The following is a 22,107-nucleotide window of genomic DNA, read 5'->3' as shown; positions in this document are numbered from 1 at the left end:
GGAATGGTCTATAAAAATTGTTAGTAGCATAGCAGCTAAATCGGGTTTAGATCCCGTCAGCTAAACAGTTTGCCCCCTAACTTGTAGAAACATGATTGAGGCTGGTGGGACATAGATCTCGTATAACAAGCGAAGCTGTGACACTGCAAGAAGCATTGTTAACATGCAGAAAATAACTGCCTGGATACTACAGAGAAATACTGAGAACCCTACACATGCTAGTATTGACTGAACCACGATAAGAGTGCCTGCAACTCCTGTAGCAAGTGACCCCACCAATAATGGGGTAGCGTCAAATGGTGGGACCCCATTTAGTAATTTGTATCTTCTTTAATGTTCTTCCTTTCACCTCTAAAATTTTAAACGTTAGATTATTTCGTTCTATTACTTCTCCCTCTCTAGGAAAATGGTTTAATTCTTTTAATATGTATCCCGCAAGTACGTCATCTTCTTCTGGTAAGTTTGTATGAAAAATAGAATTTAATTGATACAAAGTTATTTTTCCATTACAGATTATTTCGTTTTCCGTAAGTTTATTAATAAGTCTTTCGTTTTCAAGGTCCATTTCATCTTCGATTTCCAATCCTATCATTGCCTCTATAATATCTTCATGCGTTACAATCCCTTCAGTTCCACCATATTCATCTAAAACAATAGCTATATGCTTTTTCTCTTTTGTCATTTGGCGAAAAACCCACTCAAGGGAAGAAAACTCATAAATAACCAAAGGATCTGTATCACAATAAGATTCTAGTGACTTGCTTGGTTCTGTCGACCAGGATATCAAGTACTTTGAATGGAAGACAGCCACTATACTATCAATATCTTTCCTATAAACAGGGTATCTTGTAAAGGGATTTTGAATAACTATATCCCTTACTTCTTCAAATGTAGTTGTAATGGGGAAGGAGACAATCTCCATTCTTGGTGTTTTAAGTATATCTTTTACATTTAGATTATGAAAATTAAGCGCTCCCTTAATACGATGTGACTCTTCCTGTTTAAACACCCCTTCAGAGTCAGCAATATCAACCATTGCTCGTAGTTCTTCTTTTGATAGGGACATCTCTTGTTTCTTGCCCTTGGAAAGAACACTTGTAATAAACCCGGTTAAACCATTTAAAACAACCGTGATAGGCTTCAAAACGATAATAATAAATCGAATAACTGGATAAACAAGATAGGAAATTCGATCGGGAAATGCTGCTGCGATTGATTTCGGAATTACTTCAGAAAATATAATAATCACAACTGTTAAAATAGTAGAAGCAAGCGCTACATTAAATCCATATGAAATAGCTAGTGTTGTCACAAGTGTCGGTAGCAAAATATTTGCAATATTATTCCCAATTAAAATAGAGGTAATAAATTCACTTGGTTTTGAAACTAAATTAAGAAGCTTTTCAGCCTTTATATCATGATTATTCGCTTTTGTTCGAAGTCTCATCTTATTTGTAGCAGTAAGTGCAGTTTCACTCCCGGAAAAGAAGAATGAAACAAATAATAGAAAAATGATTGCTATGATCAAGTGAAAATTCCTCCTTATATATCAATCATATTGTATTTGCTAAATCCATTATAAAAAAATGGAAATTGTTTGAGAACCCACTCAACAAATATTTTATAAACGAATACTAAACAGTATTCATTTCTCATTTGGTTCTCTATTAATTATTTACCTAATTCCTTCTTCAACAAACCTCCCTCTTTTGTTCCATATAAAAAAGCCAATACCGTTGAGGCTTTTTACAATGGACAATACTAATCCTGTACTTTTGCCTGAATAGGATTCAGTACTATATAATCCATCAAAAAAGCGATCACATCTCTTTCAGTTAATGAATGCTTTCCAACAGCTGCCAGAGTATGAGTTAAAATCGATGCTTTGTCATGTGCATAAATGCTTAAGAAAGCAATCAAATCTGTATAGCTCCCCCAGCTATCCCTGTAAAAATGTGCAAAACTACCGCAAAGCTAACTCATTCTATTGATGGTTCCCATAACATTATACTTACAAATGCCAATGGCAATGCCCCAATAACTGACACTATTCCTAAAATAGCAAACCTCTTTAATTTTGTTTGATACTTAACATGCTCATCAAATGTTCGTTTATGAATAGCTCGATACAAAGGGGGAGAGTCAGGAAAATGCCGATTTACAACAATAAGGAGATTTTCCCATTAAAAAAGACGATTTCTTGAGTTTAGAAATCGTCCTTTCGATTTATCTTGTGCCTTTAGTTAAACAAGCTCTTCACTAATACTTTTTCTTATAAAAAAATTGAAAACCATATAAAAGCAAGGAATTAACCATAAATCCATACATACATTAATTGAATTTATTTCATTCGTACCAAGGAGAATATCTATAAATCAAACCATAAGTAAACATTCCATAAACAATCAGGTTCCATAGCTGATAGCGAAAAAAATTGCCGTATGTCCATTTTAAAATCCCAAAGAACCAATTAATAACAGTCCCCACGTAAACGGAATTACCCAAGTTACCTTCGGAGAGAGGACTTTATACCACCCCCACCACCTTGGCTTTTTGGCGATAAAATTAATAATCAGTACGACAAATGAAATAAATATACCAGATGGTAAATGAAAACCAAGAAAGAATCATCATCATTGAATACAAACAATGATCGAGAGCTAATGTTTACCGAAGAAGAAGCTAACTTCAAATATGTTTCGTCATACATTTTGCAAGTGGATTGTTAAAAGCAACAATAATGATATAGAGAAGGTAAGGGGTTTGCTGACAGCAATATAGCAAATACTAGTCGATATTCAAAAGATTCATATAGTGACTTGGAAGTGAAGTTGCATTAATTTCAATTACTAAATTTTAACTCATTCATACCATTTAATATTAAAAATCATATAGTACTAGTTATCACAATTATTTATCTAAAAAAAATAAAAAACAGGCATCAGCCTGTTTTAATTGTATTTTTCAAATGTCAATTACCTTTGTACTTGTAATGCAAAAGAAACCTTCTTGAATTCATCGACAATGATTAACGTTGATTTTAAGTAAAGTTCTTTGTAAAGGGAAAAACCTTTGTACTTAGAATGTTTTCGACCACGATCCCATTCTTATCTGCATTCTCAGTAAACAACATTGTATTATGCAAACCGTAACCCTCAACATGGCTAATCTCTCCATTTGTTGATAAGAACCACTCTTCATATTCGTAATGCTCATTACGCTCATAATCCGGCGAATGTATCAGATGAATATTAGCCTCTATTTCCCCACTTCCTTCCAGTGAGAATACATATCGCATAAAATCCCTAATTCTATCCTTATCACGGTCACTAAAAAGAGCACCTTTCAAGTATTCGCGTGTCGGATTTTCCATCAAGATCTTCAGATTGTCTTCTATTGATTCCTCGGTCATAGCATCTGTCCTTTTAACACGATATGCTTCTATCATAATCATATCGGCTACAACCCTTCGATGAACTTGCTCCAATTCTTTTGCGACTTCAAACGCAATTTTTCCTCCTGCCGAGTAACCCATCAAGACGTAAGGTCCCTCCGGCTGTACCTCTATTATCTTTTGTGCATATAACTTTATCTTATGGGTATCTTTAAGATAATCAAACGAGTAGATGGTATAATTCCCAAGGTTTCGCGCCAACTGATAATAGGCTACACCGAATCCGGTAACAGGCGGAAAGCAAAAGACTATCGGCTTTCCTTTCTGAGTAAGGAACGTTCCGATCCTTTGCTCCTCGTCTTCATCCGTTATTGGTTTTAGATAAAAACATAAATCTTTTAATACAGGATTCAGAAATATTTGCTTCATTTCAAATTCCCAACCATGTTTATATAAACTAGAAGACACTTGGATTGCTTTCAGTGAATCTCCTCCTAAGTTAAAAAAGCTGTCTTCCAATCCTATATTCTTAATTCCTAACACTTCTTCCCAGACTAATACCATAATTTTTTCACTTTCACTAACAGGACTTATATAGTTTCTTCTATCTTTGGAAACAATATCAGGCTCAGGTAATGCCTTTTTATCTAATTTTCCGCTGTCCCCTATAGGTAGCTTGTCAATCCTGACGTAATGAGAGGGAATCATATAAGTGGGAAGCTGCTTCATTAAAAAAGCACGTAAGGTCTCTTCGTCCACCTCTTTCGTCGCCTGATAGTAAGCACAGAGAAACTGGCTATTAATGCTATTACTTCTTGACATTACCACTGCTTCTTCAATATCAGGATAGTGGCTCAGTACCGTTTCAATTTCTCCGGTTTCAATCCGCACCCCTTTAATCTTTACCTGGTCATCTTTCCGACCAAGAATCTCAACTTTCCCGTCGGGTAGCCATTTGGCGAAGTCTCCTGTCCTGTACATGTATTCTCCATCTCTAAAGGGGTTTTTTATAAATTTTTCTTTTGTCTGTTGTTGGTTGTTTATATATCCTCTGGCTACGCCTGCTCCTCCAACATAAAGTTCCCCTCGCACACCTGTAGGAACCAGCTGCTGTCTACTGTCGAGAATATAGACTTTCGTATTCTGGACCGGCCTACCAATGCATGACGGTTTGTCATCATACTCAAAATCATTTGCTAGGACATAAATCGACGTTTCTGTTGGACCATAAATATTGAGAACTCTTCTGTTCTCAGTTTTCCAGTCTCTGATTTCAAGCGTACACGGTTCTGCACCTGTTCCCATCGTATTTACCGAATCTGGAAGCTGATCCGGACTGATGCTTGAAATGATGGTCGGTGTCAGCATCATGGTAGTTACTTTCTCTTCCGTGATATATTGGATTAGATCCATGCCCCCGGCCCGAGCTTCAATAGGGGCAATGCATAACGTCGCACCCGAAGACAGGGCAGAAAACATCTCGGCTATTGACGTATCAAAATTTATCGAAGACAACTGGAGCATCCTACTACTCTCTGCAAGTCCTAAAAGGGAAACAGAGTGTTCAATTAAGTTACAAATCCCACTATGTTCAAGAGCAACACCCTTCGGTTTTCCAGTTGAACCTGATGTATACATAATATAAGCAAGGTCATAGGCAGAAATATCTGTCTGGATGTTACTGTTACTTTCATCTTTGATTGCGCTCAAAGTATGGTCAAGATAAATCTTTCGTTGCGCATTCACAGCATTTCCTACGTCTGACTTTGATTGAGTGACGAGAACTTCTACCCCGGAATCATCCAAAATATACTGAATCCGGTCTTCTGGGAATGAAGACTCAACCGGAACGTAGACACACCCCGCCTTGAAAATTCCGAGCATTCCTATAACCATTTCCAATGAAGTATCCATAACCATACCGACCTTCACCTGCTTTTTGACGCCGGAATTGATTAACAGGTGGGCAAGTTGGTTAGACCTTTCATTCAACTCCCGATAAGTCAAAGTAGTATGACCATATTTTATTGCAATGGTTTCCGGTGTTTTGGCGGCCTGTTTTTCCACCAATAAATGAAGAAGTTGATCAAAGGACCGCTGTTTTTCTGTCTTGTTCCAATTCAGCAGCTGCTGTTTTTGTTCCTCGTCTGACAGCATCTTCATATCTGAAATTTTCATGTCAGGGTTTTTAATTATCTCTTTTAATAGGCGGCAGAAATGTTCTTTCATGTTCTTAATCGTCTCTTCACGGAACAAATCAGGAGAATACTCAAAAAATCCTTCTAACCCTTTTTTGCTTTCGGTAAAGCCAATTGTTATATCATACTTTGCTGTCATGCCGTCAATGAGTTGGAATTCTATTTCCACTTCAGGCAACTTTAGTTTATCTTCGTGCTCCTCCACGTATACAAATACTGCTTGAAAGAGAGGGTTTCTGCTTGGATCTACAGGCACTTTAATTTCATCCAACAGAAGGCCGATTGGCAGGTCCTGATTCTTGTACACACCTATCGACGTTTCCCTAACATTCTTCAGAAGTTCTCTGAAAGACATGTCCCCAGAGATATCAGATCGAAAAGCCCCCATCGTCAAAAAGTAGCCGATCACCTTTTCTAGCTCCAATCGATTACGGTTGGCCAAAGGTGAACCGACAATGATATCAGATTGTCCAGTATAACGATGAAGCAGAACCTTGAACGCTGTTAGAAAAATCATAAAGGGAGTAGCGTTTTCCTTTTTCGCTATCTCTTTTAAACTGTCTAGGTCTTCTTTAGAAATGTCTATAAAAGAGCGGGCTCCACTATAAGTCACCGCAGGGGTACGAGGGAAATCGGTTGTGATGTCGAGTACATAATCAGACCCCTTTAGCTGATCTCTCCAGAAAGAAAGCAAATTTTCTTTTGTTTCTCCCTGAAGATATTCACGCTGCCATTCTGTATAATCAGCATATTGAACAGGTAAATCAGGTAAATGAGCCGTTGTGTCATCCAAAAATGCTTTATAGCTTGCAACCATCTCTTCAAAAAAGATAGAAAAGGAAAGGTGGTCCATAACGATATGGTGAACCGTCATGACCAACATCGCTTCTGTTTTGCTTTGATAGAAAAGCTTAAATCGGACAAGAGGGCCTTTTTCCAGATTAAATAATCGCTGAACCTCTTCCTTTACTAGTCGTTGAATTTCTTCTTCTTGTTTAGGGGGATTTAAGTTGCTTACGTCAACAGTAGGGATTTCTATTTTTAATTCCGGTAATACAACCTGCAAAGGCTCTCTTACATCAAATACCGTCCTCCATGCTTCATGACGCTGAATAATTGTATTAATACTATGTTCCAATGCTTTATGGTTTAATTTCCCTTTAAACTTAGCCACACCGTATACATTATAAGCAGAGACTTCGGGATGCATTCTATTAAAAAACCATAATCGTTCCTGATCAATAGAAAGCGGGCTAGGAATCGTATGATTACGACTTGGTATGCGTTTGCTTTTTAAGGTTGATTCTAATTTTGAGTTTAATTTTTTCTCGTTTAACTGACTTTCGAACAGTACTCGTTGCTCGGGAGTCAAAGCATTAATTCTCTCACTTAAACTTTTCATATTTCTTCCCCCCATTGGTAAAATTATTTTTCAACTCTGACAATACATGTAAACCTTCCATTGCTGTATCTTGATCTACTCCGAAATCTATTAAACAGGCAATCTCGTCGACTCCTATCTCTATCAACTTTTCGACAAACCCTGCGCACTTGTCAAGTGTACCTAATAGAGCGGAGTCCTGATAATATGCTTCAAAAGCCCTTGAGACAATTAAATCAAAATCAGTCGACGACAATTTCTCATAATCTTCATGAATGTATTCATGCTGTTTCATAAATGTCTTCAGGTACTCTTTTAAGGGCTTTTTAACCTTTTCTTTAATAACACGGTCATCTCTACCCAGACAAGTATGCAGCATGACAGCAACTTTCTTTGATTCAGAATCAAATCCATATTCATCAAGAGCTCTCCGATAATTTGAGATTTTCTTCTCTAACTCTTTAGTACCTCCTTTAGGCATGCCTGTCAAAATGTTTGCACCTATTTTAGCTGCCCGCTGGAAAGTGTTTGTATTGCCATTCGTTGCTATCCATACAGGAATCTGCTTCTGTAAAGGACGAGGCAGTGTTTGTATTTTGTAAGAAACTCCATCACTGTCTTCAAATTGAACATGTTCACCTTCCCATAATTTTTGTACCTTATCAATGGACTTGAACATTTCTTCTTTTCTTTCCAAGTAGTATGAACGGTCTTGGTTCGCAGCAAGTAAAAAATCGGCCGGATGCCATCCTGTGGCAAACGCTACAGACACCCGTCCTTTTGAAAGGTTGTCCACTACGGACCATTCTTCGGTAAACCGAATGGGATGATGCAAGGGGAGCACTACACTTCCTGCACGCAGCTCAATGTTCTCGGTAACAGCCGCCAGCGCCGCACTTAATACAGAAGGGTTAGGGTACAATCCGCCAAATTCTTGAAAATGCCTTTCTGGTGTCCAAACCGCTGAAAACCCGTTTTGATCTGCAAATTTGGCGCTATTGAGGAGAAAATCGTACTTGTTTGCTTCGGTAGTGGATCCGTTACCAGAAAAAAAGAAAAGACTAAAATCAATTTCTTTTATCGGTTGGCGTTCTGCTAAAAGCTCATTTTTACTCTCCAGAATTTTCTTTTCATTTATTCCTTCAGTAATAGAATAGGGGTTTTCCAGCCCCTTTTCTATTAGCTGTTTTTCAAGCAAATCACGTTGTCTAGGAGAGAGCGCAGCCATTCGTTCGATTAATTTGCTCAACCTTTTAGCCCCCTTATCATTTCTGCTTCACACCTTCCGACATTGCTTCAATTTCTCTTAGCAGCTGCTCCACCTCGGTTAAGTGCTCTTCCTCTATATCCTCTTTTCCTATTTCTCCCGCCATCTCAGCTATTGTTGGAAAGTCAAAGAATATATCCATTGAAATTTCTTGATGGAAGGTTTCTCTTAAACGTGTGACAAGCTGTATCCCCATTAATGAATCTCCCCCGAGATCAAAAAAGTCTTGCTTTCTTTTTATTCCTTCAATACCTAAAAGGCCCTCCCAAATCTGCCTGATTTTTTCCTCTACTTCACTTTCCTCTCTCGGCGCAGATGCAAATTCCTTTCCATAAACGTTGTTAGAAGATCCGTTTACCTCAGTGCTTTTTTGCATTTCCGCAAAGCGGTCGAGGAAAGAGTTCATTTCAATGAAATATCTGTTCTTCTCATAGGGATATGTCGGCAATGGAACTCTCTTAAATTCCTTATCTTTATATAAAGCCATTCTGTCAACTACAGTCCCGAAACTCCAAATCTCCCCGACAATTCGAAGGGCTTCTTCAAAAGCAAAACTCTCGCCTTCTCCCGGTAGAACACAAAAACTTCGAATCTCTTTATCTTCTCCATTATTAGATTTGACAAGGGATTCTAGAGAACCTTCATTCCCCATCTCCAGAAAGCTGTTATAGCCTGTTTTCAAAAGCTCTTGCGTCCCTTCGCTCATACGTGGATTTTCCATTAGATGCCTCAGCCAATAATGGGGATCTGTAGCTTGATTATTAGTAATCCATCCGCCGGTTATACTTGAAATATATGTAATTTTTGGATTCTTCAGCTGTACTTTAGCCAATGCATCCTTAAACACTTCCAATTTCGTTGATTTCTCCTCAGTTTCGGACCATGGAATGTCATCCTCTAGGAATCTAGCCCTCTCTACGACCATTCTCAGGGCATCTTTCATATTTAAAACACCTGAAAGGCAAGCTACGACATATTCACCAGTTCCTTCACCAATCATTGCCTCTTGTCTAACGCCCCATTCTTTCCATTGAAGGGCAAGTGCATATTGAATGGTGAATAAAATAGGTTCATTATATATCTGGAGTTTATGGAAAGCTTCGTCCCTTTTTTCATCCGAAGGATACAAGATATCCATAATATCCAGGGAAAGATAGGATTTTAAATAATCTACGCATTCATCGACTATTTTTTTAAATACAGGTTGGCTCTCATATAATCCCCTGACCGGTTTAACCACTAGCGAATCTTTTCCGGGAAACAAGAAGACGGTGTGCCTTGAAGAATTCAAACCGGCTGCATTACCATTCCATTTCTCTGCATTCTCCTTTAGTGAATTTGCAGCACTTCTCCAGTCATAACCCACAGCTGCGAGCCTGTATTCAAACTCATCTCGTCCGGATGTCAGTGTACAAGCTATATCAGAAAGTCTAGTTTGCTTGTTTTGCTCCAGATAGGTGATCAAATTTTCTACCATCGTTTTAAGGGCGGATGGAGTTTTGGCTGAAAGTGAAAGTAACTGTTCCTCATAACCGTCTCCGCTGAACTGCACATCTCTTTTATCATCATATTCTTCAAGTATGACGTGGGCATTGGTACCGCCCATACCAAAAGAACTTACTCCTGCTCTCCTCGGAGACCCGACGGAATCCCAGTCTAGTTTTTGAGTATTTACGTAAAAAGGGCTGTTTTCAAAATTAATTCTTGAGTTTGGCTTCCTAAAATGCAGTGTCGGAGGGATTTTTTTATTCTGAAGGGAAAGAACTGCCTTTATGAGACTAGCTATCCCAGCTGCACTGTCAAGGTGGCCTATATTGGTCTTTACGCTGCCGAGAGCGCAAAAACTTTTTCTAGAGGTATGGCCAAACGCCTCTGTTAGAGCTGCGACCTCCACTGGATCACCCAGAGCCGTACCTGTACCATGAGCTTCCACAAATGTGATGGTCTCCGGGTGAACATCTGCAACCGCTAAAGCTTCTTTAATTACATCTACCTGCCTTGTCACACTGGGTGCGGTGTAACCTATTTTTTGTGAACCGTCATTGTTTACTGCTGTTCCCCTTATTACTGCTAAAATTTGGTCTCCCTGTTTCGCAGCATCTTCCAAGCGTTTAAGAAGAACTACCCCTGCCCCATTTCCGATAACCGTCCCGCTGGCATCCTCATCAAACGCCCGGCAGCGGCCGTCTTCCGATAATATTCCTCCTTCCTGGTACTTAAGGCCTTTAGCCTGATCTGCTTTGACCGAAACACCTCCTGCCAAGGCCATGTCACATTCATAAGTGAGCAAGGCTTGAACGGCTGTATGAACGGCCACGAGCGAACTGGAACACGCTGTTTGGATAGCCATACTTGGTCCATTTAAATTAAATTTATAAGACACGCGAGTAGTCAAAAAATCCTGAAGATTCCCTATTGATAGTTGATATTCTCCTATACTATCAACCATCTCTTTCTGGCTCAGAACATTAAGAAGGTATCCTGACTGTCCGCTGCCAGCATATACGCCGATTCTCATATTCGGTTCAGGTTTTCCATAACCAGAAGTTTCCAGAACTTCATGAACACACTCTAAAAATAATCGATGCTGAGGATCCGTATATTCTGCTTCACGTGGAGACATTTCAAAAAAAGCCGCATCAAAGTTATCTGCCCCTTCTATGATTCCTGACCCGCTTCTACGCCCGCCTTCTTCCTCAAAAAAAGTAATGGATTCTTTTCCATCCAGCAGATTCTCCCAAAATTGAGTTGTGCTGTTCGCCCCTGGGAATCTGCCTGTCATGCCAATAATCGCTATTCCCTGTAATTCATCACTGTTCTGATCATTATTTCCATTCACTTCTGAACCCTCCATTGCTTTCTAAGACTTTTTTGACGGTTCCTCTGTTTTTCTCTAAGCTGTGTCACTTCCTTTTGTTCTTTGACTGATACTTCCTCCCTTTGCTGTTTATCTAAAGTGATATGCTCTGCATAACTACGGATGGTAGGGTAACGGAACATGTCCATTACGGTTAAAGAACTGTCGACCATATCTTGGGCTTTTTGATGCACCCAAAGTAGAGTGAAAGAATCTCCTCCCAAATCAAAAAAGTTTTCTTCAGTGCCAACCGCCTTAATTCCTAAAGCCTCACTCCATATGGAGGTCAGTGTCTGTTCAAGTTTGCTGACAGGTGGTTTATTTCTGCAAGAGGCTTCTTCCATCTCTATGTTTTCGTATTGGAGCTTTTGCCTATCGACTTTCCCATGGGGAGATATAGGCATCTCTGTCATAAATTTAAACTGGCCAGGAACCATGAAAGATGGAAGGCGATCTTGAAGGTACATACGTAGTTCCGATGCACTTGTTTTAGTAGAAGACTTCGGAATAATAAAGGCAGCTATCTTTTTCCCGCTTTTTTCATCATCTTTTGACACTGCCACCGCCTGTTTAACCAAGGGGTGCTGCTCTAAAACATTCTCTATCTCACTTAACTCCACCCTTTGCCCCCGGACTTTAACTTGGCTGTCATTGCGGCCGAGATATTCAATCCTTCCATCAGGCAGGAAGCGGGCTCGGTCCCCTGTTTTATATAGACGCTTCTTACCTGCATCTTCTCTATTAAAATCAACAATCACATAAGCTTTATCTGTTAGATCAGGCAGGTTCCTGTAGCCCCTCGCAAGACTTGCTCCTCCTAAGTAAATTTCACCGTTCACGCCAGGAGGGACTACTTTTTGATTCTCATCCAAAATAAAAGCTGTTATATTATTTAAGGGACGACCGATATCAACGTTCTCTCCTCCTCTGAAATCGCCTGTTGTTGACCAAACGGCACATTCTGCAGGACCATATCCATTTACGAACCTTCGATTTTTGCTCCAGTAAACAGCTATTTCCAGCGGACAGGCTTCTCCGGCTGATTTAATAGTTTTAAGATGAGGCAATTTTTCATTCAGTTTTCCATCTCCGTAGGAAGACAGTTTCATCAGGACAGACGGGGTAAGTGTTAACATGTTGATTTCTTTTTCTTTTATTACGTCTACCAAAGGCTTGCCTGGTAGCAGTGAATCCCTGCTTTCCAAGATGAGCGTTCCTCCGCTGCAAAAGGTAGGCAAAATCTCAAACACTGAAGTGTCAAAACTGCAGGAAGCATTTTGCAGCACTCTGGATTTTTCGTTTAAGTTCAATTCATCGAGTGTATTATAAATCAAATTGCTTAAGGCTCGTTGTTCCACCATTACTCCTTTCGGTCTTCCTGTGGAACCAGATGTGTATATAAGATAGGCAAGGTGTTCTGGTTTAGGAAAGCGGTGGTACTGCTTTTCAGCTTTCATGAACAGTGAGTCATTATTCAGTTGGAAGCCCTTAATATCTGCAATCTGTCCTTTAAAAGCAGACATTCTTTCTTTAAAAGGTGCAGAAGTCAAAAGAATATCAGACTGCGAGTCCTTTAGCATATAAGTAACGCGTTCTAAAGGGTAATTTGGATCAATGGCGAGATAAGCGCCGCCTGCTTTTTGAATTCCTATTATACTGACTATAAGATCCAACCCTCGGGGAAGCATAATTGCTACTACTGATTCCGTGCCAATCCCTTTGTATCGTAGTCTGGTTGCCAGCCTTCCTGAAAGCTTGTCTAGCTCTTGATAAGTCAGCTTTACTTCCTTATATTCAAGAGCAACCGAATGGGGTGAGGTTTTTACCTGTTGGTGAAACAAATCTACAAATGTGCGATCGAGGCGGTAATCCCGCTCCGTTTGATTCCAGTCAACAATGATTTGTTTAGCCTCAGGTTCTGGAAGTAGGTTCAGTTCCTTAATCAATTGCTCTGGATGTGCCAATGCATCTTTTATCAGTTCCATATATCGATTGGCCCATGCGTTAATCTCACCTTCATTAAATAGAAATGACTGATATTCAAATTCAACCCGGTACGTTCCCAAGTCACTCCGGTCTTTGATATGTACGACCATTTCTTGCTCCAGTGATCCACAGGGGTGGGTTTCTATTACATAAGGGAGGTTTTTATGCCGCTGGAAATCTAATACCTGAAATTCGACCGAAATATTAAATAACTGGGGCACACTGTGGAGCTTTTCCCGTAAGCCCGACAGGATGTGGTTATAGGGGAATCTTTGATGGCGGAGCATTTGACGCTGCTTATCCGAGAAATGTCGGCATGTATCCTTAAAGGAATCTGATGGACTTATCTTACAACGAAGAGGAACTATATTTACAAACATGCCAAAGGTGCTTTTTTCCTTGATACCTGTGCGATTTCTGGTCACTTGTCCCAGAGTGATGTCCTTCTTCCCACTTATCCGATAAAGGTAGGCATAGAGACATGCATTGAAGAAGGCTGCCGGTGTTACATCATTCTCCAAGCAGAATTGATCGATATTATCCCTCAATTTCCTATCCAGGCTGATTTCATACCTAGAACTCTCAATCGTATTCTTATGGACTCCTGATCTTTTCAAAAAGATAGAATCCGGGATATTTTCAAAGTTCTTCAACCAATACTCTTTGTCGCTTTTGTATCTTTTAGATGCAATATATCGTTTCTCCTTTTCTATCATGTCAGTATAAAGAGGTTTCTTGCTGATTTCTCTCAGCTCACCCCTTACTAGGTTTAAATAAAGGTCTGCAATTTCATTGCAGGTATAATGTAAGCTCACCCCATCTGAAATGATATGATGTGTTTTCAAATAAAGCCAAATCTCTGTTTCTGAAATCTGAAGTATTGCGAACTGAAACAATGGACTGTTATTGAACTGAAAAGGTAAAGAAGTGGTTTCTACAATCCAGGCTTCAGCCATTTTCTCAGGTTCTGACATACCGCTGAAATCCAGAAAAGGGATATCATGAGGAATATCTTTTGCTTGCAGCTTTTGGTAAACTCCTTCTTCTTGCTGTATATCCTGAACAACTTGGTTCTCGATCGACTCGTTCTCTTCAATAAATTGCTGAATCGCTCTACTAAGTAGTGCGGGGTCAACCTTTGAAGCAAACCTAACTGATCCAGCTAAGTTCATTAGACCTGAATTCGGATATATTTTTTCAATAAACCATACTCTTTTTTGAGCGTTAGTGAGAGGGTAAAGGGTTTGAGTCATTCGTTTCACAAATATCCACCTCTTTATTATCAATTCTAGTCTTATAACTTGCCTTTCTTCTACAATATTGAATATTCATTCTATATACACGCTTTCCCTTTTAATCGTATGGCTTTTCTTTAGATTTAAGTTTTTTACAATTACCCTTCACAACGGCTCTGCCAGAATCTTCTAAGTAAAAATGGATGTGCTTTTCATCTAGTGATATCGGTCAACACAGCATTTCTATAACTCTCATCAATTTTTTTAGCTAAAAATCAAAATATAGTTTCCTAGATTAGATGAAATCTATCCTATCACTTTTAACTCCTACTTTTTATGGACTTTTCCTTTTATCACTGTCCCTCCTTAAACGTATAATGAAGCCACCTATAATCTTTGCCCTGTTACCTTTTACATGTTATATCTTAATTGAATTTCAAATATTTTACTATTGAGAAAATTAATAGATAAAATCACTCTAAACTCTTATTGATTTCAATTATTTTCTCAATATTGAAAATTGATGAAATAATAAAAAATAAACTCTTAAATAGATTTACATAAGGAATTAATCAAATCAGAAACTCCGAAAATGCTAGTCGAAAGCAGGTGTTTTTCAAACATATAGAAAAAGAGTACTCTAAATCTGGATTTGTTCCATCACTTATTTGAGTAAGTTGAAATATTTAAAAATAATCAAATACCAGGAAACCATAAAGGAGATTTTCTTTCAGAGTACGATTGAACAAAATTTAGTAAGCAAAAACCCCATCCATTTATGGAGGGGGTAAAATATATCTCAAATCGTTTTTATTATACAATTGTAGGAATTTTATCAGGTATTAAAATAGATACTATTTTCTCAAGAACTTTTTGTTCACTTTCCCGAATAAAAAAGTGTCCACCTTCAAAAATGTGGTCCTCAAAGTAACCCTGAGTATGGCGCGACCATTCCTTTCTTAGCTGATAAACCTTAAAGTCAGTGTTTCCGGTAAAGATGTGGAGGTTGTTTTTCATTACAATCTCTTTCGGTTTATAGATATACTGAAACACCAACTTATAATCTGCATACAAAATTGGAATAAATAAATTATACAAATCCTTGTCTAGAAAAATAGATTCAGGGATATTACCACCTTTTCTCATTTTCTCTGCAAAATCATCCATTGGGAGCAAGTGAATGTCCCCCTCAAGTTTGATATCAGGAGGTTGAAAGGCAGACACAAAAAGATTCTCTGGCAGTGGCAGACCTAACTCATTTATCTTTTGACAAAACTCATAAGCTAGCAGTCCCCCCATACTGTGTCCGAATATGTTGTAAGGGTTCCCATCCTCCAAGAGACTTTTATTTTTTTCAATCATGTCAGCTACAGCTTCTTCAACTGTCCGGAATAATGGTTCCCGGATTCTTCTTCCCCTTCCAGCGAGTTCTAAAGGGATTACCTCAATATGCTCTTCAAGTTTTTTTTTCCAAGATAAATAGATAGATGTAGCAGATCCTCCCGCATAGGGTAGGCAAAGCAATCTGGCTTTCTTCACAAATTCACCGTCCGTTAAATTATTCTTTTTGAATTTGAAACTTTTAGTTAGTTGAGTGCTTGATGATTATCTAGTATGAAGGGGCTTTTAGAGAACCCATAAACAGGGTGTATAATTCCTGAGGAGTAAGTATTTTAAGATTTTTAAAGCATCCGGATGTGGAGCTGACTGCCATCTTGTAAAAGGAATCAAGATGATAAACCTTCAAATATAATTCTTTTTCTTTTAGGTGAGACTTGTAGAGATTGCATTCGGACTTTTCCAGAATAAACGAATTCAACGGTAATGCCAATCCTTTTCCTGCTGTTTTAAGGTAGCATTCCTTTAAGGTCCACCACTCATAAAATAAATCCGCTCTTTTATTTTCTTCCTTTTTCAGCAGCTCCATGTATTCACTTTTCCTATAAAATCGTTCAGCCAATACAAGGTCAACTTCTCCCATTTCTTGAACATCGATACCATTTTCTTCAGTATCCAACGCAGCGACTACCCAATAGCCGGAATGAGATAAGTTGAAATATAAAGGATTACCTTCTAAAAATGGCTTGCCGAACTCATTTTGGTAAAAACTTATCTCACTTGGTTTTTTTTTCAGGTGGCTACCAACCATATAACGCACCAAGATATCGCCAATCAAGCATCTCTCTTTATCTTTATCATGATAAAAAGAATCAATTCGCGATTGTTTTTCTTTATCAATATAGCATAATAAGTTTTGCATCTTTTCTTTGGGTAAAGGTTGATTTAGTTTTACTGCAACTACTTCCAAGATTTTCACCTCCAACCGCACTAGTGTGATGATTATAAAGAAAAAGATTGACGAACACCAAATGAAACCCTAGAATCGAAAATATACACTCACTTTCCCCTTTAGTTGGTAATTATATTAGAATTTTCCTATAATTGAAAGATTTTTGTTATTTTTATTTTTTTGGTTAATTCCATATGAGGCTTGCCCGCCTTCCCTACCTTTTTTCACTGTTTTTCCTTCTTAAAACAATTTAGTCTATTCCTACCTTTTACATTTAAGTATTTACTATTGTTAAATGAAGGAGTGAGTAATTTTGTTAAAGCAGAAGCTTAAACCTTATTGTTATTCTGAGAATGGAAGTTTAAAGGAGATTATTGTTTGTTCCCCGGCGAAACACAATGTATTAGGGCCTGAAGTTTCTGCTGTTGGTTTTGCAAAGGAGTTTATTGCCGAAAAAGCTTACGAACAGCATTGTCAAATGAAGATGAAACTTAAAGATTTTGGCTGTATTGTCCATGACCTTAGTACGGAAGTTAGCTCTTCTCTTTGGGATCGGTTAGTAAACCGTATTTTCATTAGAGACGTTGGAGCCGCATTTGGAGAACGTATGCTTCTTGGTGCTTCCGACAATGAATTGAGGCAGCCTGATTTTTATTTTTCTCAGACTTTCCTAAAGGAATTTTTAGATAAAAGCGATATACACCTGGCTCCCTCTTCAAGTTCACTTGAATTTGGAGATTTCCTGATAATTAACCCTGATTGTGTTCTAATTAATACCGGCCATCGTTCAAAAAATCGGCTAGAACTTGCAAATTTTTTATTCGCAATAGGCATCGAAGAAGTTGGATTTGTTTCTCTCCCGAAAACTATTGAGTCTCTTCATTTGGATGTTGTCTGCAATATCCTTGGAAAAGATATTTTTGTAGCAGCTTCTTTTTTAAGGTTTTCCGCTGTTTCAATTTTCAAATCTTCATCCGTTAGCTATGAACCTGAATACAGCACCATTGACAGTTTTATAGGGCGCCATGGGTTTTCTGTATATTGGCTTCCAAACAAAGAATACCTCCTAGACTATACAAACTTCATTAATCTTAATAAACAAACAGTACTGATCAGTGATGAAACAGCCGCTTATTACCAGGAACTTTTCCCACATATTGAATTTATCGGAACAGAGGTCAATCAGCTCCAGCATGGCGCTGGTAGTATTCGTTGTCTTACCATGCCGTTTGTTAGAGAAGACGATTAGCGAATAACTCTATAAGGATATACAATAAACCATGACAGCCCTAGGTGTTGTCATGGTTTAGTTGAAACAATATAATCTATTGCACCAAGAGAAAGTTGAATAGCCAGGGGTAAAGATATTTGATTTCGAGAAGTTGAGATCTCTTAATTAGAATGGTGTATTTAATGATAGTAATATTACAAATGGGTCTATTCTAAACTAACTAATTCATCTCCTTCAGGCCCTAATTATTAGAGTTTATGGGAATTGCATATTATAACTTGGACAGTCTATTTGTTTATTTAATCTGGCTTATATTTTATCTTGTAAGAATTGTATTTTTCCCTCAGGTAATCTTTTTCAAAAAAATCTCTAACGAATCAAAATCTTGTATTTCATACCTTCTACGAATTTTCTTTGGAATTACAACTCTTCCTAATCCATTGAATTTTCTCTCACTATACCAGTACTCTTCATTCAATATTTCTCCAATATAAATTCTAGAAAACTACTTATTTATAGATAATTGAATTAAAATGAAATATCATTGTAAACAAAATAATAAGCATGAACATTGTATGTTCATGCTTTCGATTATTACTTAAGAAAGAATTCGTACTAAATCATAATTACGGTACTTTTTATTTCTTTTGGTATGCCTATCAGTGAATAAAAGCCCGTTTTCGACTAGGAAATTCAATGATTTTCTTGCTGTATTTGGAGATATATTCAGTGCTTTTGCAACGGCAGCCGAGCTTGTAAAAGGATTCGAAAATGTATAAATCCAAACATGTTTATCTGAATTAGTTTTACATATCTTTAGCCCTCTTGTAGCTAGCTCCTCCGCTTTGTCTAGTTTTTCATTAATTTTATCTGCCATTCTATTACATGCATTTAAAAAGAATAATATCCAGCTCCCCCAATCTGGGTTATCTCCTCGAACACCATTTAGTAAGTCATAATATCGCATTCTTTCTTTTTCTAATTCTTCAGAGACAAAGAATACAGGCTTAGAAACAAGGTTAGATTGAACTATATAAAGTACAATCAATATCCTGCCCAGACGTCCGTTACCATCTAAAAAAGGATGGATTGATTCAAATTGTGCGTGCATAATAGCAACCTTTATTAGAGGGTTGCTATTTTCATCGAATATATAATGATTTGTTCCGTTATCAAGGTGGCTGGTATTAAGTTTCTGATTGTACGGATGTCCATTTATAAACAACTCAAGATTATTCATATATTCATCAATTTTTTCCGCGGAGACAGGAATATATGATGCATCTTCGATTTTATTGGTTGGTCCTATAAAGTTTTGTATTTTTCTAAAAGAGCCACTTGCTTGTGCTGCCCCTCTGGCACCTTGCATAAGTACTTGATGAAGGTCCTGGATTAATCTAGTTGAAATAGGATACCCCATCTTGATTCGCTCGTATCCTTGGATTAGTGCTTCTTGATAATTATTAACCTCTATAACTTCCCACCGGGGATTTTTATCATCTTTTTCTTCTACCATATCGGTAAATGTAACTTGTGTCCCTTCGATTCGTGTGGATTCCACTGATTCACTGAGTGATAGTATTTGGACTAACGCTTCACTGACAATGGAGTGTTTAAATTTTTCCTCTAAAGTACCTATTTTTAATGTAGTTTCTGATAAAACATTTAGAATACTGATAGCATCATTATTGAGTACTTCTACAGGTAATTGTTTTACTCCTTTTAGCGTCACTTAAAATCACTCCTTTTATAAAAATGCTCTTATCAACAATAATACCCCATTATAACGCAAAGAATACGAAAAAGTGAACTATTGTTAATTAATTTTTGCTTTCATGAATTTTTTCTTATCTCAACAGACTTTTCAATCGTAAATTAACAGAACAAAAAGTGATAATTGTCCATTGATATATTCTCCTCCAATAAAAAAGCTCTTATTTGAACTGGACTTAAGTCCTTTTCAAATAAAGAGCTTTCTACATTAAGTTATTATTCACTTGATATTAATTCGAATTAATGATCCTCACAGAAATATTTTTAATGTACGGCTTCCTTTTTAGTTCTAAGACGTACATAAGGTGAAGGTCTTTTAATTAGTTCATACGTAGCCGCTTCACTTTCTTCATTTTGAAAAGCCTCATAGCGGTAACGTGCAGTACTAAGTAAGACATCAATCTCCGCTTGGATCTTAATCCTTTCTTTTGTATTATGAGCACTTAGGAGTTCAACTTGAAGTTCCTCAAATTCTCGAATCTCTTCTTCATTAAGAAAATCTTTAAGAGTCATCATTGAATTTGCTCCTTCCATTCCTTTTTTCTATATGACACCGACTGTGTAGTTACTTACAGTATATCACAAAATACTCCCTAAATATGTAAAGAAGAACTGCACCTAATTTATTCTTCTTTATCTTCAGATTTAGTTGATTTTTTAGGTGCAGGCAGCTTCTCATTGAGCTGTTCTTGATTAATTTTGAATTGTTTATTGTTATCTAGTAAATTGGTAGCTTCTAACTTTGACATAGCTCCATCAGCAAAGAAGCCCGCTAATAAAGAAGTCAAAATCAGTCTTTCCATTGAACTAGGATCTGCAACAATAACTGTAGCAACTGCAGCAACAGTACCATATCCCATATCCGTTAAAAAGCCAGGATCGAATGTTCTTTTTGTGTTTCTTGGCTTCTTAATCGTTTTGTTTCGTTTCGCGTGTGCTAATAAACCCATTAGAGAACCGATGGTAGCACTTGTAATCAAATCTAAAAGCATTGACATCACCCTTTCTAATTTTAAAATTTGGCACAAAAAAACGACCAGTGGGTGATGGTTATTATTTGCTCATAAAAAAAGCAAATAAAACGATCAACCCAAAGGTCGTAATTGTTAGTTCACCGCTAATCCAAGTAGGATAGCAAAAAATAAAACAAAATAAATATGTATTAATTTTACTATAATGCTAGTATTTATTCAATGTAATTTAAAATGAGCCAGGCTTTTATACCGTGTATATTACTCTTTTGATTCTTTATCAATATATCCATTACCCCTTGCAATCTCTCTATATGAGCAATACCGCTTTGACTTGGCTGCTGTCTCTTTGAAATCCTTTTTTATGAGATGGGCCAGTATACAGATCTACAAAGTTCATGTACTTAAATATCCTTATCTCTTTTTCTATGTAACTGGTATTCGAGTAAATGTCGAAAATAAGTTATCCTTTTCCTTCCTTTTCTATTCCTTGTAGACAATTTAATCAGTATTGAAAGAAAACCAACTGATAATATTAATGCCATGAATCCCAATACCAAAGAATTAGTTATTTGTGATAAAGCAACATATGCAGTTATAAAGATTACTATTAACGTGACCGTAGGTGTTAAATGAATAGAACTGTCCATTTCCTCTTCTAGCCCTTTTAGTCTAGCAATACTTCCTACAAGAGTATATTCCTCTAAATGGTCTAAATGCTTGTGTATATCGTAATATGAAGCAAGAGAATAATTATTTAATTCACTAAATTGATCTATTAAATCTAAAATCTCTTCATCTTCACCAATTAAAAGTGTTCTTTCTATTCTATTCTCGAAATATATTTTTTCTTCTTGTTCTGACAATAATGCATGTAAACGCTTCTCCAACAACTTAACCTTTTTTTTAAACCCAAACCATAACAAATTAGATCACTCCTTTTAAAAAAGATAAACAAAGCATTCTTAAGAGGATGCTTTGTTTTATCCCCATATTTTCAAGTATTTTGCAGCATCTGGAGGTCATTGATTATATAACTTTTTAACAGCTATTTCTATCGCATCTTGTTTATCGTAAGCATTTCCTATACTTAGGCATCAGGATATTCTCTATAAATGGCTGTTAATCAATATTTCCCAGTAAGCGGTTCATAATGAGTAATTACTTCAATAACAATTCCGTCTATTAACCCTTCTACTTTCATAAACTTCTTTTAATTTTACATTTTTCTATCATGGAGTGATAATTAGCAAAAAAATAACCGCCCTATTGATATGAGTACGATGATTATTTATTAATTACTTCACCAAGTAGTTCGATTTCTTCAATGATGATGGTTTTCGATTCATTATTTGTGCTTTCTTTATATTCGTCTAGTAGTCTGCCTATTTCATTAATAAATATTAAATACTCTTCTTCATTTATATTCACTATAAACCACCTTACAAACTTATTGCCTATGAATATTGTATCATAAAATTTCATTCTAATTACCATTTATGATATTCAGTATAACCAATAATA

The 22,107-nt window shown here is 37.1% G+C and carries 14 protein-coding genes and 1 pseudogene; 2 read left to right on the top strand and 13 right to left on the bottom strand.

The window, feature by feature from the left end; translation table 11 throughout:
* Nucleotides 1-292 precede the first annotated feature (292 nt).
* Nucleotides 293-1,528 carry a hemolysin family protein gene (locus tag J2S17_RS23550; protein ID WP_307478513.1) on the bottom strand — a complete coding sequence of 412 codons (1,236 nt, stop codon included), beginning with the start codon at nt 1,526-1,528 and terminating at the stop codon, nt 293-295.
* Between the two features lie 233 nt (nt 1,529-1,761).
* Nucleotides 1,762-1,920 (bottom strand): hypothetical protein, encoded by a 159-nt coding sequence (locus tag J2S17_RS23545; RefSeq protein WP_307478512.1) that lies wholly within the window; start codon nt 1,918-1,920, stop codon nt 1,762-1,764.
* A 720-nt stretch (nt 1,921-2,640) separates the two neighbouring features.
* On the opposite strand from J2S17_RS23545, the pseudogene J2S17_RS23540 reads away from it, so the two are divergent.
* Nucleotides 2,641-2,840, top strand: a pseudogene (locus tag J2S17_RS23540) (tyrosine-type recombinase/integrase); the annotation flags it as partial.
* A gap of 200 nt (nt 2,841-3,040) precedes the next feature.
* Here J2S17_RS23540 and J2S17_RS23535 read toward each other — a convergent pair.
* The 6 genes from J2S17_RS23535 to J2S17_RS23510 all read right to left on the bottom strand — a co-directional run bounded on the left by J2S17_RS23535 (nt 3,041) and on the right by J2S17_RS23510 (nt 16,626).
* Nucleotides 3,041-6,994 (bottom strand): non-ribosomal peptide synthetase, encoded by a 3,954-nt coding sequence (locus J2S17_RS23535; RefSeq protein WP_307478510.1) that lies wholly within the window; start codon nt 6,992-6,994, stop codon nt 3,041-3,043.
* Nucleotides 6,978-8,222, bottom strand: coding sequence for a MupA/Atu3671 family FMN-dependent luciferase-like monooxygenase (locus tag J2S17_RS23530; protein WP_307478509.1), 1,245 nt, complete (start codon nt 8,220-8,222; stop codon nt 6,978-6,980). Before J2S17_RS23530 ends, J2S17_RS23535 begins: the two co-directional genes overlap by 17 nt.
* Before the next feature lie 16 nt (nt 8,223-8,238).
* Nucleotides 8,239-11,079, bottom strand: a complete 2,841-nt coding sequence (locus J2S17_RS23525; protein ID WP_307478508.1) for a type I polyketide synthase — start codon at nt 11,077-11,079, stop codon at nt 8,239-8,241.
* On the bottom strand, nt 11,076-14,336 hold the full coding sequence (locus J2S17_RS23520; RefSeq protein WP_307478540.1) for a non-ribosomal peptide synthetase: 3,261 nt from the start codon (nt 14,334-14,336) through the stop codon (nt 11,076-11,078). The genes J2S17_RS23525 and J2S17_RS23520 overlap by 4 nt, the downstream gene beginning before the upstream one ends.
* 795 nt (nt 14,337-15,131) lie before the next feature.
* Nucleotides 15,132-15,857, bottom strand: coding sequence for a thioesterase II family protein (locus tag J2S17_RS23515; protein ID WP_307478506.1), 726 nt, complete (start codon nt 15,855-15,857; stop codon nt 15,132-15,134).
* A 70-nt stretch (nt 15,858-15,927) separates the two neighbouring features.
* A complete protein-coding gene (locus J2S17_RS23510; protein ID WP_307478505.1) occupies nt 15,928-16,626 on the bottom strand; it encodes a 4'-phosphopantetheinyl transferase family protein in 699 nt (232 codons plus the stop codon).
* A gap of 295 nt (nt 16,627-16,921) precedes the next feature.
* Between J2S17_RS23510 and J2S17_RS23505 the strand changes: the two genes are divergently transcribed.
* Nucleotides 16,922-17,857, top strand: a complete 936-nt coding sequence (locus tag J2S17_RS23505) for an arginine deiminase family protein (RefSeq protein ID WP_307478503.1) — start codon at nt 16,922-16,924, stop codon at nt 17,855-17,857.
* Between the two features lie 580 nt (nt 17,858-18,437).
* On the opposite strand, the gene J2S17_RS23500 is transcribed toward J2S17_RS23505, so the two are convergent.
* The 5 genes from J2S17_RS23500 to J2S17_RS23480 all read right to left on the bottom strand — a co-directional run bounded on the left by J2S17_RS23500 (nt 18,438) and on the right by J2S17_RS23480 (nt 22,080).
* Nucleotides 18,438-19,571: a Fic family protein gene (locus J2S17_RS23500; protein ID WP_307478502.1), complete on the bottom strand. Its 1,134-nt coding sequence runs from the start codon at nt 19,569-19,571 to the stop codon at nt 18,438-18,440.
* 305 nt (nt 19,572-19,876) lie between these two features.
* Nucleotides 19,877-20,128 (bottom strand): hypothetical protein, encoded by a 252-nt coding sequence (locus J2S17_RS23495; RefSeq protein WP_307478501.1) that lies wholly within the window; start codon nt 20,126-20,128, stop codon nt 19,877-19,879.
* 107 nt (nt 20,129-20,235) lie between these two features.
* A complete protein-coding gene (locus J2S17_RS23490) occupies nt 20,236-20,604 on the bottom strand; it encodes a DUF4257 domain-containing protein (RefSeq protein ID WP_307478500.1) in 369 nt (122 codons plus the stop codon).
* Nucleotides 20,605-20,987: 383 nt separating this feature from the next.
* Nucleotides 20,988-21,509, bottom strand: coding sequence for a YomK family phage-derived protein (locus tag J2S17_RS23485; RefSeq protein WP_307478499.1), 522 nt, complete (start codon nt 21,507-21,509; stop codon nt 20,988-20,990).
* A 361-nt stretch (nt 21,510-21,870) separates the two neighbouring features.
* Nucleotides 21,871-22,080 carry a hypothetical protein gene (locus J2S17_RS23480; protein WP_307478498.1) on the bottom strand — a complete coding sequence of 70 codons (210 nt, stop codon included), beginning with the start codon at nt 22,078-22,080 and terminating at the stop codon, nt 21,871-21,873.
* Nucleotides 22,081-22,107 lie beyond the last annotated feature (27 nt).

The sequence above is a fragment of the Cytobacillus purgationiresistens genome (assembly GCF_030813235.1).
GTDB lineage: Bacteria > Bacillota > Bacilli > Bacillales > Cytobacillaceae > Cytobacillus > Cytobacillus purgationiresistens.
The sequence above is the reverse complement of the archived record's forward strand: the minus strand, read 5'-3'. Positions and strand labels throughout refer to the sequence as shown.